Origin of the sequence: Brucella sp. NBRC 12953 (assembly GCF_040369775.1) — a bacterium.
Classification (GTDB): Bacteria; Pseudomonadota; Alphaproteobacteria; order Rhizobiales; family Rhizobiaceae; genus Brucella; species Brucella pseudogrignonensis.
This window is the reverse complement of record NZ_BAABSV010000010.1, coordinates 1-14,084: the sequence shown is the minus strand read 5'-3', so window position 1 is coordinate 14,084 and position 14,084 is coordinate 1. Positions and strand designations below refer to the sequence as shown.

Here is a 14,084-nt window from a genome sequence, read left to right as displayed (position 1 = left end):
ACCTCACGCGGCCAGATATTTCTTGAGGAAGGAGCGGGTACGCTCCTGCGCCGGATTGCTCAAAATCTGATCCGGCGGCCCCTCTTCCACCACCACACCGCCATCCATGAACAGGATGCGATCTGCCACTTCGCCCGCAAATCGCATCTCATGCGTGACGATCAGCATCGTCATATGGTCAGCGGCGAGCTGCTTCATGACGGCATTGACCTCGTCCACCAGCTCGGGATCGAGTGCCGAAGTCGCTTCGTCGAACAGCATCACTTTCGGCTGCATGGCGAGCGCACGGGCAATCGCCACACGCTGCTTCTGACCGCCGGACAGCCGCGAGGGGTAGACGTCGATCTTGTCGGCAAGCCCGACCTTTTTCAAAAGCTCCAGCGCCAGCGTACGAGCAGCGTCCTTCGTCATGCCCTTGAGCTTGATGGGGCCGAGCGTGATGTTTTCCAGCACTGTCAGATGTGGAAACAGGTTGAAGTGCTGAAACACCATGCCCATCTGCTGACGCACGGCATTGATGTGTTTCTCGAAAGCCTGCCCGGTGAGAGGTTGATTGACCTGCATGCCATCAAGCCAGACTTCACCGCCATTCAGCGTTTCAAGATGATTGATCGAGCGCAGAAGCGTGCTCTTGCCGGAGCCGCTGGGGCCGATGATGGCGACGATCTGGCCACGCGCCACGGAAAGGTCGATACCTTTCAACACTTCCAGCTCGCCGTAGGCTTTGCGGGCGCCCTTCACTTCGACCATCGGTTTTGCGGTTTTGGGGCTGCTCATCGGGTGACCTCCACTTTTCTTTCAATGCGCCGCAGGCTGGCTTCCAGAACCAGATTGACCACGTAGTAGATGGCGGCGATGGTGATGTAGAATTCGAACGGGCTGAAGGTTTCGCTGATGGCAAGCTGCGCGCTATGTACCAGTTCGGCAATGCCGATGATCGAAACCAGCGACGTATCCTTCAAAAGAACGATCATATTGTTGCCGATGGGGGGGATCGTATTGCGCACCGCCTGCGGAATGACGATGTAGCGCAAAGCCTGACCATGGCTGAAGCCGATGGAACGCGCGCCTTCCATTTGACCCGGATCGACCGCCACGATACCCGCGCGGATGATATCGGCATTATAGACGGCAAAGTGGAGGCTAAGGCCGATGATGCCCGCGCCAAGTGCCGGAATATCGATACCGACCTGAACCAGCCCGAAATAGATCAGGAACAGCTGCAACAGAAGCGGCGTTCCCATGAACAGCCACATGAAGAACCGCACCGGCCATGCGAGAATCTTAGGCGCGTACAGCACCACGAGCGCAAATGCGATGCCGAGTACGAAGCTGAGGAAAGCCGACGCCACGGTCAGAACCAGCGTCCACCAAAGTCCTGTCAAAAGCAGATCCGTATAGGGAGCAACGATGCTGAAATCGAGAACTTGCATCCAGTCCTCCCTCACTGCGCCGCGAAGCGCTTGTCGAGAAGATCGACCCCGCGCGCCACGATGTAGATGATGATCATGTAGAGAACGGCTGCAACGCCGAAAATCTCGAACGGTTTGTAGGTTGAACCGATGAAACGCTGCGCCGTATAGGTCAGTTCAACCACTGAAATGGTGGAAACCAGCGCAGAGCCCTTCAGGAGCGCAATCGTATTGATACCGAGAGGGCGGATCATCAGCCGGGCTGCCTGCGGCAGCACGACGAACCGCATCGTCTGCCCTCGCCCAAAGCCGATGGAACGGGCAGCTTCCATCTGGCCGCGATCAACGCTCTGAATTGCGCCGCGGATCGATTCCGACATGTATGCGCCGATATTCAGCCCCAGACCGATGACACCGGCGGCAAACGGTTCCAGATTAATGCCAATCTGTGGCCCGCCGAAATAGAGAATGAAGAGCTGCACAAGGCAAGGTGTGCCGCGAAAGACGCTCACATAGGCTGCCGCAAGCCATCGCAGGATGACCGAGCGGGACAGACGCCCGTTAACGAGGACCGCCGCGACGGCCAGACCCAACACCAGGGCCAGAGCAGAAATTTGGACAGTCACCCATGCCGCCTCCAGAAAAAACGGGAGGACGCGCTGCATCAACGCAAAATCCATCGGAAAACTCCGGTCAATCGGTTCTCAACCGGCCCGGACATATGCCAGGCCGGGATGACGCATCAGCGAATATCGCTGCCGACCCATTGCATCGAGATCTTCTCATAGGTGCCATCGGCCATGATCTCGTCGAGAGCCTTCTGCATTGCAGCCTTCAGCTCTGGATTGTTCTTGCGGATGGCGATACCGATCGCAACGCTGCCGCCTTCGATATCAGGCGTATCGAGCCTGCGGACCTTCTGGCCGGTTTCCTTGATCGCCACCATGACCGGGATGTTGTCGACGACGATGGCGTCGACACGACCGGCATTCAGTTCGAGCATCAGCTCCGGCAGACCCTTATAGGTGCGAATCGTCCAGCCCCCCTGTTCGCGCGCCCATTTTTCATGGGTTTCACCAAGCGTTACGCCCAGTGTCTTGCCCTTGAGATCGTCGAGCTTTTGAACTGCGGAGTCTTCCTTCAAGAAAACCGCGCGGCCCGCATGATAGTAAGGTCCCACGAAATCCACGACCTTCTCGCGTTCCGGCGTAATCGTCATGGAGCCAACCACCGTATCGAACTTGCCTGCCCGAAGGCCGGCGACAATACCATCCCATGCGGTGGTGATAAGCTGTGGCTTGAGCTGCATGCGCTCGGCAATCGCCGCCCCGATGGAAGCGTCGAAACCCACGACTTCGTTCTTCTCATTGACGAAATTGAACGGCGGGTACTGGCCGCTCATGGCGATCTTCAACTCGCCCGCTGCCTTGATCTTTGCAAGATCATCCGCCTGCGCAGGCGCAACCGCAAAAACTGCGGTGGCGGCAATCGCGGCCGCGGCAATGAAACCCGTGAATTTGTTAAACATGCTGTTCCCGACTTCCCTTTGTTTGTTTTTCTTGAGGCTTTTTGATGCCTTCCAATATTCATGATTGCTTTTATGGATGCATTTCGCAAATAGATAATGGGAATAGATTGCATAGATTTCATGAATGGATGACCTCATGTCGCTGCATCGCCCTGAACGCCTTGTCTGGGATCTAGACTGGAACCTTCTGCGCAGTTTTGTGGTAATTGCGGAGGTGAAAAGCATCACGCGCGCGGCAGAGCGTCTCAACCTCAAACAACCAAGCGTAAGCAATGCGTTGCGCCGATTGGAAGACCGCATCGGCCAGCGGCTGGTGGAGCGTGACGCAACCCATTTTGAGCTGACGGACGTTGGCAAACTGCTTTACGAACAGAGCATTGAGGTCTTCGGCGCCATTTCACAGCTGCCGCAACTGGTGCGCGGTGTCGGTGACAATGTGACTGGCCATGTCACCATCTCTGTCGCCAGCCACATCATATCGCCGATCTTCGATCAGGCGCTCGCGCTGTTTCATGAACAGCATCCCAATGCGACACTGACGATCAACGTGTCCGCCAGTACAGAAGTCGCGCGGCTTGTGCGCGAGAAGCGCGCTTCTTTCGGCCTTGGTCTGGTGAGTAATCGCGACCCCGCGCTCGACTACACCATGGCCTATCGTGAGTTCTTCGGGTTTTTCTGCGGGCCCCGGCACCGGATGTTCGGCCAGTCCGGACTGACCCTTGCCGATCTGAAGGGAGAACCATCGGTTTCGTTCCAGACAGATCATATTGCAGACGCGCTGCGACCCGTAGCCCTGTTGCGCAGTGAGGCACGACTTTCACCGGATGTGGTCGGCACCTCGTCGAGCCTCGAAGAAGTGCGCAGGATGATCATCACCGGGCTTGGCATCGGTCCACTTCCATTGCATGTCGCGCGACGCGAGATCGATGACGGCCTTCTCTGGCGTCTGCCGCCTTACGACGACCCACCAGCCATCGATGTTTTCCTGATCCACAATCCTGAAGCCAACCTCAACAAGGCCGAAAAGGCCATGCTGGCCGGACTGAAATCTATCATTGGATCAACGCCCCTTGAGGAGCGCATCTACCAGGATTGAGCCCCCCAAGCCCCTATCTTCACGGCTGCGCAAGCAGCGTTTCATGATAGGCCCAGAACTCGTCTATGAACCGTTGAGCCAGACTGTTATCAGGACCGTTACTGCGCCGGATGACCAGAAATCCTGCGTCGACAAAGCTTGTGAAAGGCCGGATCGCCACACCGCGCCCGCGAAAATCCGTTGCCGACGACGGGTCGATGATCGTTATGCCGACACCTTCGGCCACAAGCGTCAGCGCTGTGTGCGACAGGCGTGTCTCAATGGTGGCCGACCGTGGAATGCGCGCAAGCGCAACTTCCACACGCATGGCAAACAGCGACCCCGGCTCCAGAGTGATCATACGTTCATCAGCGAGATCATCCGGTGAAACCTCCGGATAGTCTGCAAGACGATGCCTCAGCGGGACAGCGACAACCGCCGGTATCGCCCGGGTTTCAATATTGAAACCGGGTCTGTCAAGCGGACCATCGGCAAAGCCTAAATCGACCTGACCTGATGCGACGGCTTCGACCACCATTGCAGAGGGAATGCCATTGAGAGAGGCATGGATATTGGGCCTTTCCTTGAGAAAGCGGGCAAGGAAGCGCGGCATGATCCCGTTTGCAAGCGCGGGCATGGCCGCAATCCGCAACATGCCCGCATTCTGACGGCTAATCTCGTCGGCGAAACTACGGATGCGATTGAGCCCGACATAGGCCCGCTCGACCTCCTGCAACAGCGTCATGGCCGCCTGCGTAGGGATCAACTGGTTTCCGCGACGGTTGAAGAGCTTGAGTTTCGTGTCGATCTCAAAGTCGCGGATCAGGCGGCTCACAGCGGGCTGAGTGATCGACATCAGTTCCGCTGCAGCCGTCATTTTTCCAGTCAGCATGACGGTTCGGAACGCTTCGACCTGACGCAGGTTCATGTTTCACCATAATATTGGGTTATGCTCTGGGCTTCATTTCGAATTTGACTGTATTGAGCCCCGCTGTCAAACCACTCCCATAAACGTATCGGCGCGACGAAAGCACCGGACATAAAAAGGGAACAATGCAGTTGGGTGCGGTCAGCGCATATCTCGATTTGATGGGTTTTGCCGAAGACGGCTGGGGCTATGATATGCTCCGGGCCACCGGCATGACACTCGCGGTAGCCTTTTGCGGTTTCGCGGCAGGCGCAATATTCGGCATGATTGCCGCTGCCGCTTCATTCTCATCGCAGCGCATTCTCAGAATTGCGGCTGACGGCTATTCGACAGTGCTTCGCGGCATCCCCGATCTTCTGGTCATTTATCTGTTCTATTTCGGCAGCAGCGCCGTGTTGAGCCAGATTGGCGCGTTGTTCGGCGGGCAAGGTTTTGTCAGTGCGCCAATCTTCATCACCGGTGCACTGGCCATCGGTGTGGTATCGGGTGCTTATCAGGCCGAAGTTTATCGCGGCGCGGTGCTTGCACTCCCCAAAGGCGAAATCGAGGCTGCCAAAGCCTATGGCATGCCGCCGCGTCTGCTGTTTCGCCGCATCATGGTTCCGCAGGCGGCGCGCTTCGCCATTCCGGGCATCGGCAATGTGTGGCAGCTCGTCTTGAAAGAATCCGCGCTGATCTCGGTCGTTGGACTGGTTGAACTGATGCGTCAGGCGCAAATCGGCGCTGGATCAACCCGCAAGCCATTCACCTTCTTCCTGACCGCCGGGCTGCTTTATCTCGTCATCACATTCGCATCGGGCTTGCTGTTCAAGAATGCCGAAAGACGCGCGATGCGCGGCATCCGGAGGGTGGTATGAGCTTTCTCGACCTCCCATTCATGTTCGACAGTTTCGTTCAGCTTTGTCGCGGTATCCCGCTGACGCTTCAACTGATGGCACTATCAGTTATCAGCGGTGCCGTGCTGGCCACCATACTGGCCACGATGCGTCTGTCGGGCAATCGGGTACTGGACCTCATTGCGCGAGGTTATATCTTCGTGCTGCGCGGCACCCCGCTGCTGGTCCAGCTCTACATCATCTATTACGGTCTCAGCCAGTTTCCCGAACTGCGCCGGAGCTTTCTCTGGCCGTTTCTACGCGAACCCTATTGGTGCGCGGTGCTGGCTCTGGCACTCAATACAGCTGCCTATAGCGCCGAAATTATACGTGGCGGCGTTCTGTCGGTTGCGACCGGACAGATCGAAGCGGCGCGCGCTTATGGCATGAGCGGCTTTACACTCGTCCGTCGCATTCTGGCCCCGCAGGCTCTGCGGCAGATGCTGCCCGCCTATTCGAACGAAGTCATCTTGATGGTGAAGTCCACGGCGCTGGCATCAACCATCACAATGATGGAAGTGACAGGGCTGGCAGCCAAGCTGATTTCTACCACCTATCGCCCTGTCGAAGTCTTCATCTGTGCAGGCGCGATCTATCTCCTCCTGAACTTCGTCGTCACCAGAATCTTCAAACTGCTGGAATACCGCCTTTCGGCAGCCCAGCGTCAGCCTGTCATCGTGCAGGCCGCCGGAGGAAACTCATAATGCAACGTTTCGAAACGCCTGCGGTCGAGATCAAGAACCTCGAAAAATGCTACGGCGCGCACAAGGTTCTGCATTCAGTTTCCTTGCAGGCACATCAGGGTGAAGTCATCTCCATTCTCGGAGCATCAGGATCCGGCAAATCCACACTGCTGCGCTGCATCAATATGCTGGAAGTGCCGGATGCGGGCAGCGTGGCTATTCATGGAGAGGCGTATAAGCTCGACCAACAGCCGGGACGTGCGCCTCGTCCTGCTGATGCACAACAGGTTCAGCGGCTGCGCGGTCAGGCGACCATGGTGTTCCAGTCGTTTAATCTGTGGTCGCACCTGACCATCCTTGAAAATCTGATCGAGGCGCCTGTGTATGTGCAGAAGCGAAACCGGTCGGAGTGCATTACCGAAGCCGAAGCACTGCTGGAGCGGGTCGGCATAGCCGATAAGCGCAATTTCTATCCCGCGCATCTTTCCGGCGGCCAGCAGCAACGCGCCGCAATTGCCCGCGCGTTAGCGATGCGTCCGAAGATCATGCTGTTCGATGAACCAACCTCCGCCCTCGATCCCGAGCTGGTGGCCGAGGTGCTGAAGGTCATGCGCGATCTGGCGGCAGAGGGGCGCACCATGCTGGTCGTGACCCACGAGATGGGCTTCGCCCGCGATGTTTCCAGCCGTGTCGTGTTTCTGCGTCAGGGCGTGATTGAAGAAGAAGGCACGCCCGACGAGGTTTTTTACAACCCCAAAAGCGAACGGTTCCGGCAATTCATTTCCAAACAAAACACATGAACCGATCAATCGGCTTTCTAACAGAGGTGAACACATGAAACTGAAAATCGTCCTTTCTGTCCTCGGCGTTCTCGCCGTTGCTCCGACCGCGCATGCCGAAGATGTCGTGCGCATCGCTACCGAAGGTGCTTATGCGCCGTGGAATTTTTCCGGCCCGAATGGTGTGCTGGAAGGCTTCGAGATCGATCTCGCCAAAGACCTTTGCGAGCGCCTGAAAGCGAAATGCGAAATCACCGCGCAGAACTGGGACGGCATCATTCCGTCGCTGACCGCCGGCAAGTATGACGCCATCATGGCGGGCATGAGCATCACGCCGAAGCGTGAGGAGGTGATCGCGTTTTCGTCGCCTTATGCGGCAGCCATCAATTCCTTTGCAGTCATGGATGACAGCGACCTCGCCGATCTGCCGGAAGGCGGCAAGCCGCTGAATGTCGATTCCGATGCGGCCAAGCCGGTGCTCGAAGAAATTGTCAAAAAAATCAACGGCAAGACTGTCGGCGTTCAGGGTTCCACAACCGCTTCCGCCTTCATGGAACAGTATTTCAAGGATGGTGCGGACGTGCGCGAGTATAAAACCGCCGAGGAACACAATTTCGACCTGACCAGCGGTCGTGTGGATGCGGTTGTCGCCAATGCCACGGTTCTTGCTGCGGCTCTCGAAAAGGACGACATGAAGGGCGCGAAGCTGGCCGGGCCGCTGTTTTCCGGTAAGGTCTTCGGCATGATCGGCGTCGGTCTGCGCAAGGAAGATACCGCCCTGAAGGGTCGCTTCGATACAGCCATTCAGGCAGCGATTGCCGACGGCACGGTGAAAAAGCTTTCCGAGAAGTGGTTCAAAGTGGACGTCAGCCCACAAAACTGAGCCGACGCAATCGGGCCTGACCGCCGTCGGGCCCACCCCCTGACGACACTGTGACAACAGATTGAATTTACGAATGCGCAGATTGCCGGATCAGAACATAGTTATTATCGGAGCGGGACTGGTTGGCTCTGCCATCGCCTGGGGTCTCGCCCGATCCGGTCTGCGTCCAATGCTTCTTGATGGAGAAGACCTGTCCCTGCGCGCATCCCGTGCCAATTTCGCACTCATCTGGGTACAGGGCAAAGGCGTAGGCGCACCACACTATGCCCGTTGGACAATGCAATCTGCGCGCCTGTGGCCCGCTTTCGCAGACGAGTTGCGGGATGTGACCGGTCTTGATGTCGCACTCAGACAGACCGGCGCTTTCACCTTTTGCCTCGACGAGCGTGAGCTTGCAATGTTTGCGGAAGACGTCGCGACAGTGGCGCGGGAACTTGGCAATGACGCTTCGGAACATGTCGTGCTCGACCATCAGGAAACGGCCAGAATGGTGCCCTCCATCGGGCGGGATGTGATCGGCTCGATCTATTCGCCGATGGACGGCGATGTAAATTCGTTGCGCCTGTTTCGCGCTTTGCATACGGGCATGATCAAACTCGGCGCTTCCTATGAACCGCATTGTGAAGTCTCGTCCATCACCCCGCAAAACGGCGGTTTTCTGTTAAGCGGTGCATGGGGTGAGGTCTTTGCCGAACGCGTCATTCTGGCTGCGGGCAACGGCAATGCAGAGCTTGCCAGGAGTGTCGGTCTTGAAGCGCCGGTCGTGCGCAGCAAAGGCCAAATTCTTGTAACGGAGAAATGCGCGCCCTTCTTCCCCTATACAGCGGCCACGCTGCGGCAGGCGGATGAAGGCGGCGTCATGATCGGCGACAGTCAGGAAACCCACACGGAGCGGATCGCCACCAATCAGGATATCAGCGCGGTTCTGGCCAACAGGGCAGTGCGGACATTCCCGCATCTGGCCGATGTCAATGTCATTCGCAGTTGGGCAGGGTTTCGGGTCAAGACACCGGACGGTCTGCCGATTTACGAACAATCCGAAAGCCACCCGGGCGCTTACGCCGTCATGTGCCATTCCGGCGTCACGCTTGCGGCCAACCACGCCTTGATCGTGGCGAAGGAAATAGCAGCCGATGCCAAACAACTTGCTGGTGATGCGTTCTCCGGCCGGAGGTTTCATGTCTCCTAAAATGTTCCTGAAAACTGAGACGCCAGAGGAAACCGTGACGATCACATTCGATGCGCGCACCTTGACGGTACCTGCCAATGTAACTGTCGCCGCAGCGCTGCTTGGAGAGGGTATCAACCGGCTTAGAAACAGCGTTGTTGGTGATCAGCCGCGAGCCCCCTATTGTCTGATGGGCATCTGTTTTGAATGTCTGGTCACCATTGATGGTGTGCAGAACCGCCAGGCGTGCATGACGCCTGTGGCCAATGGAATGGTCATTTCTTCCCAGTCCGGCGCGCGTCGGGTGGAACCATGACAACGATGCTCAAAAGAGTTTCCGATATTCATGCGCTCGACGCGTTTTATGACCTTGCCATTATCGGCGCGGGACCAGCAGGCATGTCGGCCGCCGCAGAGGCATGCGCCGCTGGCGCTAACGTGGTTCTGTTCGACGAAAACCCAGCCGCAGGCGGACAGATTTACCGTGGCATTGAACACAATACGACTGCTCGCAGGCCGTTTCTAGGCACCGACTACTGGCGGGGCAAAGAAGTCCTGAGAGCATTCATCGCCAGCAATGCCACCTATGTGCCGCAGGCCCTCGTCTGGAGTGTGGAGCCACATGATGGCGACAACAACGGCGTTGATCTGCGCGTATCGGTAAGCGGCAAGAGCGGGATTGTTTCAGCGCGCCGCGTGATCTTCGCGACCGGCGCCATGGAGCGTCCGATGCCTGTCAGGGGCTGGACATTGCCGGGTGTTATGACCGTCGGCGCAGCACAGATTGCGTTGAAGGCTTCCGGCCTCTTGCCCAAAGGAAGTGTGGTTTTGGCAGGAACAGGCCCGCTACTCTACATGTTCGCCGCGCAGTTGTTGCAGGCGGGTGGCAACGTTGCCGCATTGCTCGATACGACGCCCCGCGCAAATTACGTGAAAGCTGCACCGAACCTGCCTTCATTCCTTTTCTCGCCCTATGCCTTTAAGGGGCTTTCCCTGCTTTTGAAGGTGCGTAAGTCGGTGCCGGTCTATTCCGGTGTGACAGACATCGCCATTGAAGGAAAAAACGAAGCAGAAGCGATCTGTTTTTCGGCCAAAGGCAAGACTCACAGGCTTGCTGTCGACAGCGTCTTCCTGCATCAGGGTGTGATCCCCAACAACAATCTCGCCAATGCATCCGGCTGCGCTCTTGTTTGGAACGACGGTCAGAAATGTTTTCAACCGCAACTCTACGGCAACGGGCGTTCGTCCATGCCGGCCATCTACATTGCTGGTGACGGCAGCGGCATTGGTGGTGCATTGGTTGCCGAACAGAGCGGGCGTATCGCTGCGCTCGCGGCCTGTCAGGATATCTTTCCGGCACTGGCAGCATCGTTGGCGTCAAAAATCGTAAAGCTGCAGGCACAGGCGCGACGCTTCGAGCGCGGGCGATCCTTTATCGACGCGCTTTATCTGCCTGCACAGGCATTTCGCGCACCGGCGGACAGAGACACGATTGTCTGCCGTTGTGAGGAAGTGACCGCTGGCGCAATCCGCGACGCGGCGGCCTGTAATATTGCCGGCCCCAACCAGCTGAAAACCATGTTTCGCTGCGGCATGGGCCCCTGTCAGGGCCGCATGTGCAGTTCCACCGTCACGGAAATTCTGGCCGAGGTGCAAAAACGTGCGCCTCAAACAGTCGGTTTCTATCGTCTGCGCGCGCCGGTGAAACCGGTGCCGCTCAGCGAAATCGCAGCACTACCCCAAACCCCCGATGCTGTCTTCGCCGTTACCGGCGAGCAACCGGATAACTCCCCAACCATCTGAAAGGATTAAACTATGGCTGAGCGTTTCATTCAGACGCCGATCATGCATCGCGTCGTCGAACACAACGGCATTGTCTATGTCGGTGGAACCACCTGTGATGACGAAAGTCTGGATATGGCTGGTCAGACCCGCGAAATCCTCGCCAAGCTCGACAGCTATCTGGCACAGGCAGGCACGGACAAGACCAAGCTTCTGGCAGCCACCATCTTCGTAACAGACCTCAACAAGAAGCCTGAAATGGATAAGGTCTGGAAGGAATGGATTGACCCTTCGCTGCTGCCAACCCGTGCAACCGTTGGCGTTGCTGATCTGGGTGGCGATACGCTGATTGAAATCGTGGTTTCCGCTTACAAATAATCGACTTAAAAAAACTCGTTGAGTTTTTGAAAAAGGAAGCCGTCAACTGGATGACAGTCGGCGGTTTTTCTCCATCCAAGAGCTATAGCCTTTGGCAGCTATTGTTATAGACGGGCATTAGTACGTTAACTATCATAGTTTATATTCTTATTATTCGTTGTATGTTTAAATAGTTATTTATCTATTCGTTCCTTTGAAATCCTATAATCCGGATTAATATCTTTAAGTAAAATTTTATATTAATTTTTCCGGAAATATATCTATATTTTTATTTAACAAACTACACCTAAGATTCTGTGTGATTTTTCCGATATTCGCAGATCTCGCATTCTCAGCGATGCGATGACTAAGTTTTCGAAGGGTATTTGAACATCCAAACCCTTTTTAGCCGAAAAGGACATGGCAATCACCTTGACAACCCGCGATGTTAACGGGGCCAAAGAACCCGTTCGTTCCAATTTCTGTTTCCGTTCACGGATGAGCACTTCTGCTTCGCATTCCAACTCACTTCGGATGAATGGCCAATCAAAACAGAAGGTCTGCATGTGGTATTAATCTGATCCGCTTAATCGACGAGCTTTTCGCCCGCTACAGTCCGGCAACTATGGGGTACAAAGCTGTCAGCCGGAATGTGATTTGTGGCGGACCCGCAACCGATTGAAGCAATGCCTTAAACTACGGCGACCGCGAAGCGACGTGCGCTTCTTGAATAGGCTGCTAAAGAGCAAACTATCCGCTTTACACCCCTTCGCAGTCTCTAGTAATATTAAATGAGAAACGACCGCTTTCAGCAAACTTTTCGACAGCTCGAACGTCCGACATTGCGCGCGAAGCGGAAGACCGCAGTCGGCCCAAACCGGTCGATCAAGTGATCAAGTGTTTGCTTAAACATCGGCAGCTATACGAGCAAAAGCCTCTGCCGCACGATTCTGAGCGTTCACCATAAGGCAAAGATCGAACGCCGCTTCTGCTCCTTTGATCTCGCGGTAGGCAATCCGATCAGGTCGGAAGCTCGCCATGCTTTGCGGGACGATAGAAACGCCAGCTCCGACCGCAACCAGTGACAACACGGCATGCATGCCATGAGCTTCCTGTGCGATCTGGGGCGCGAACCCAGCAGCGGAGCAAAGCCGGATGACCTGGAGGTGGAAACCGCGCCCCTCGATCATCGGCCAGAGGATGAACGGTTCCACTGCGAGATCGGCCACCGTCAACCCAACTTTGTCAGCAAGAACATGGTCGGCGGGCAGCGCCATGCAGAGGCGATCCCGGTCGAAGCTGTGCAACACAATGCTTCCCGCATCCGCCAGTGGCGGGATCACCACTGCCGCGTCGAGTGTTCCATTGCGAAGGCCGGTGATCTGGCTGGCCGTTGTGGCCTCGCGCAGTTCCAGCCGCACTTTTGGGCGCGCCAGGCGGAACAACCGGATTGCGTCCGGCAGTCGCCCGTAAAGTGCACTCCCGACATAGCCGAGCCGCACGAGACCAGTGCGACCCGCTGCCGTCTCACGCGCCATGAGGATCGAATAGTGCGCCTGCCGCAGCGTCTCGCGCGCTTCGCGAAGAAATGCGCGACCGGCATCCGTCAGGCCAGTAATCCGGTTACCGCCCCGCTCGATCAAGGCCACACCCAGATCGGCTTCCAGCCGCTGTATCGCCACCGTCAAGGGTGGCTGCGACATGCCAAGGCGATGCGCGGCGCGGTGGAAATTTTCTTCTTCGGCAACGGCAACGAACTGCTCCATCTTCCGCAAGTCGATCATCCCGCGCGCGACTTCTGATACATCTGCCATATCATGTCCCCATCCATTCAGTATTGGACGTATCATAGGAGCGTCGCTATCTTCCGCACAATAGAGGATGCCATAATGAACCAACAAGATTTCACCGGACGCACGGTGCTGATCACCGGCGCGGGCCGAGGCCTTGGACTGGCTTACGCACGCGCGGTCGGCCAGCTTGGCGCAACGGTCCTGCTGCACGATGTCGGTGCCAACACAGACGGAACCGGAACAGACGCAACCATCGCCAAAGTCGCGGTCGCGGCCCTGCGTCACGATGGGATCGACGCGCATTCATTCCACGCCTCAATCCACACCCGCGATGCCTGCCGTGATCTGGTGCAAGACTGCCTTGCGGTGAACGGATGCCTGGATGCCGTGATCCACAATGCCGGGTGGGTCGGCTACGAACACGTCGAGGATGTGCGGGAGTCATCTTTCGATCACATGATCACGGTCATGGCGAAGGCACCGCTGTGGATCGCCCAAGCCGCATGGCCCGCGATGCGCGAGGTCGGATACGGCCGGATCGTGCTGACGACCTCCTGCCGCGCCCTTTATCCGCAATATGTCCAGAAGGGTCTTGCCTCCTACGCCGCTGCCAAGATGGCCGCCGTGGGTATCGTGAATGTGCTGGCAAGTGAAGGGGCCGAACACGGCATCGTCGTCAACGCGGTATCCCCCGTGGACTTGCCCTTATTTAGTGGAGAGGTTCTGTCACTAATTTGCGGTTTATCATCTCGAACTGGATCGGTGATTTATACCCGAGTGCAGAATGTCTGCGCACAGGATTATAGAAGCCGTCAATGTAT

At 56.8% G+C, this 14,084-nt stretch carries 15 protein-coding genes and 1 pseudogene; 10 read left to right on the top strand and 6 right to left on the bottom strand.

Annotation, left to right across the window (positions count from 1 at the left end):
* Positions 1-3: 3 nt before the first annotated feature.
* From ABWV94_RS19980 to ABWV94_RS19965, 4 genes are all read right to left on the bottom strand, one after another.
* Complete coding sequence (locus ABWV94_RS19980; RefSeq protein ID WP_353415212.1) at positions 4-750, bottom strand: amino acid ABC transporter ATP-binding protein; 747 nt, start codon at positions 748-750, stop codon at positions 4-6.
* Positions 751-773: 23 nt separating this feature from the next.
* A complete protein-coding gene (locus tag ABWV94_RS19975; RefSeq protein WP_353415112.1) occupies positions 774-1,433 on the bottom strand; it encodes an amino acid ABC transporter permease in 660 nt (219 codons plus the stop codon).
* Positions 1,434-1,444: 11 nt separating this feature from the next.
* Positions 1,445-2,092, bottom strand: a complete 648-nt coding sequence (locus tag ABWV94_RS19970) for an amino acid ABC transporter permease (RefSeq protein WP_353415111.1) — start codon at positions 2,090-2,092, stop codon at positions 1,445-1,447.
* Positions 2,093-2,154: 62 nt separating this feature from the next.
* Positions 2,155-2,940 carry an ABC transporter substrate-binding protein gene (locus ABWV94_RS19965; protein ID WP_353415110.1) on the bottom strand — a complete coding sequence of 262 codons (786 nt, stop codon included), beginning with the start codon at positions 2,938-2,940 and terminating at the stop codon, positions 2,155-2,157.
* 136 nt (positions 2,941-3,076) lie between these two features.
* On the opposite strand from ABWV94_RS19965, the gene ABWV94_RS19960 reads away from it, so the two are divergent.
* A complete protein-coding gene (locus tag ABWV94_RS19960) occupies positions 3,077-4,036 on the top strand; it encodes a LysR family transcriptional regulator (RefSeq protein WP_353415109.1) in 960 nt (319 codons plus the stop codon).
* Between the two features lie 19 nt (positions 4,037-4,055).
* On the opposite strand, the gene ABWV94_RS19955 is transcribed toward ABWV94_RS19960, so the two are convergent.
* Positions 4,056-4,943: a LysR substrate-binding domain-containing protein gene (locus tag ABWV94_RS19955; protein ID WP_353415108.1), complete on the bottom strand. Its 888-nt coding sequence runs from the start codon at positions 4,941-4,943 to the stop codon at positions 4,056-4,058.
* A 161-nt stretch (positions 4,944-5,104) separates the two neighbouring features.
* Between ABWV94_RS19955 and ABWV94_RS19950 the strand changes: the two genes are divergently transcribed.
* From ABWV94_RS19950 to ABWV94_RS19915, 8 genes are all read left to right on the top strand, one after another.
* Complete coding sequence (locus tag ABWV94_RS19950) at positions 5,105-5,800, top strand: ABC transporter permease (RefSeq protein ID WP_353415211.1); 696 nt, start codon at positions 5,105-5,107, stop codon at positions 5,798-5,800.
* The gene (locus tag ABWV94_RS19945) at positions 5,797-6,522 is read left to right on the top strand and encodes an ABC transporter permease (RefSeq protein WP_353415107.1); all 726 of its coding nucleotides are present in this window, start codon (positions 5,797-5,799) and stop codon (positions 6,520-6,522) included. Before ABWV94_RS19950 ends, ABWV94_RS19945 begins: the two co-directional genes overlap by 4 nt.
* Positions 6,522-7,301 carry an ABC transporter ATP-binding protein gene (locus ABWV94_RS19940; RefSeq protein WP_353415106.1) on the top strand — a complete coding sequence of 260 codons (780 nt, stop codon included), beginning with the start codon at positions 6,522-6,524 and terminating at the stop codon, positions 7,299-7,301. The genes ABWV94_RS19945 and ABWV94_RS19940 overlap by 1 nt, the downstream gene beginning before the upstream one ends.
* A gap of 34 nt (positions 7,302-7,335) precedes the next feature.
* Positions 7,336-8,163, top strand: coding sequence for a lysine/arginine/ornithine ABC transporter substrate-binding protein (locus ABWV94_RS19935; RefSeq protein ID WP_353415105.1), 828 nt, complete (start codon positions 7,336-7,338; stop codon positions 8,161-8,163).
* A 73-nt stretch (positions 8,164-8,236) separates the two neighbouring features.
* Positions 8,237-9,352, top strand: a complete 1,116-nt coding sequence (locus ABWV94_RS19930; RefSeq protein WP_353415104.1) for an NAD(P)/FAD-dependent oxidoreductase — start codon at positions 8,237-8,239, stop codon at positions 9,350-9,352.
* Between the two features lies 1 nt (position 9,353).
* Positions 9,354-9,647 (top strand): (2Fe-2S)-binding protein, encoded by a 294-nt coding sequence (locus tag ABWV94_RS19925; protein WP_100557335.1) that lies wholly within the window; start codon positions 9,354-9,356, stop codon positions 9,645-9,647.
* Positions 9,644-11,134, top strand: a complete 1,491-nt coding sequence (locus tag ABWV94_RS19920; protein ID WP_353415103.1) for an FAD/NAD(P)-dependent oxidoreductase — start codon at positions 9,644-9,646, stop codon at positions 11,132-11,134. Before ABWV94_RS19925 ends, ABWV94_RS19920 begins: the two co-directional genes overlap by 4 nt.
* Before the next feature lie 12 nt (positions 11,135-11,146).
* Complete coding sequence (locus tag ABWV94_RS19915) at positions 11,147-11,491, top strand: RidA family protein (RefSeq protein WP_061345658.1); 345 nt, start codon at positions 11,147-11,149, stop codon at positions 11,489-11,491.
* 884 nt (positions 11,492-12,375) lie between these two features.
* Here ABWV94_RS19915 and ABWV94_RS19910 read toward each other — a convergent pair.
* Positions 12,376-13,284, bottom strand: a complete 909-nt coding sequence (locus ABWV94_RS19910; RefSeq protein WP_353415102.1) for a LysR family transcriptional regulator — start codon at positions 13,282-13,284, stop codon at positions 12,376-12,378.
* Between the two features lie 3 nt (positions 13,285-13,287).
* On the opposite strand from ABWV94_RS19910, the pseudogene ABWV94_RS19905 reads away from it, so the two are divergent.
* Positions 13,288-13,896 (top strand): annotated as a pseudogene (locus ABWV94_RS19905) (SDR family NAD(P)-dependent oxidoreductase); the annotation flags it as partial.
* Positions 13,897-14,084: the final 188 nt, after the last annotated feature.

Bases quoted from the DNA above. Each gene is read 5' to 3' on its own strand.
- ABWV94_RS19940 (WP_353415106.1), top strand. From the start codon at position 6,522: ATGCAACGTTTCGAAACGCCTGCGGTCGAGATCAAGAACCTCGAAAAA.
- ABWV94_RS19965 (WP_353415110.1), bottom strand. From the start codon at position 2,940: ATGTTTAACAAATTCACGGGTTTCATTGCCGCGGCCGCGATTGCCGCC.
- ABWV94_RS19930 (WP_353415104.1), top strand. From the start codon at position 8,237: ATGCGCAGATTGCCGGATCAGAACATAGTTATTATCGGAGCGGGACTG.
- ABWV94_RS19980 (WP_353415212.1), bottom strand. From the start codon at position 750: ATGGTCGAAGTGAAGGGCGCCCGCAAAGCCTACGGCGAGCTGGAAGTG.
- ABWV94_RS19925 (WP_100557335.1), top strand. From the start codon at position 9,354: ATGTTCCTGAAAACTGAGACGCCAGAGGAAACCGTGACGATCACATTC.
- ABWV94_RS19945 (WP_353415107.1), top strand. From the start codon at position 5,797: ATGAGCTTTCTCGACCTCCCATTCATGTTCGACAGTTTCGTTCAGCTT.
- ABWV94_RS19960 (WP_353415109.1), top strand. From the start codon at position 3,077: ATGTCGCTGCATCGCCCTGAACGCCTTGTCTGGGATCTAGACTGGAAC.
- ABWV94_RS19970 (WP_353415111.1), bottom strand. From the start codon at position 2,092: ATGGATTTTGCGTTGATGCAGCGCGTCCTCCCGTTTTTTCTGGAGGCG.
- ABWV94_RS19910 (WP_353415102.1), bottom strand. From the start codon at position 13,284: ATGGCAGATGTATCAGAAGTCGCGCGCGGGATGATCGACTTGCGGAAG.
- ABWV94_RS19935 (WP_353415105.1), top strand. From the start codon at position 7,336: ATGAAACTGAAAATCGTCCTTTCTGTCCTCGGCGTTCTCGCCGTTGCT.
- ABWV94_RS19955 (WP_353415108.1), bottom strand. From the start codon at position 4,943: ATGAACCTGCGTCAGGTCGAAGCGTTCCGAACCGTCATGCTGACTGGA.
- ABWV94_RS19915 (WP_061345658.1), top strand. From the start codon at position 11,147: ATGGCTGAGCGTTTCATTCAGACGCCGATCATGCATCGCGTCGTCGAA.
- ABWV94_RS19920 (WP_353415103.1), top strand. From the start codon at position 9,644: ATGACAACGATGCTCAAAAGAGTTTCCGATATTCATGCGCTCGACGCG.
- ABWV94_RS19975 (WP_353415112.1), bottom strand. From the start codon at position 1,433: ATGCAAGTTCTCGATTTCAGCATCGTTGCTCCCTATACGGATCTGCTT.
- ABWV94_RS19950 (WP_353415211.1), top strand. From the start codon at position 5,105: ATGGGTTTTGCCGAAGACGGCTGGGGCTATGATATGCTCCGGGCCACC.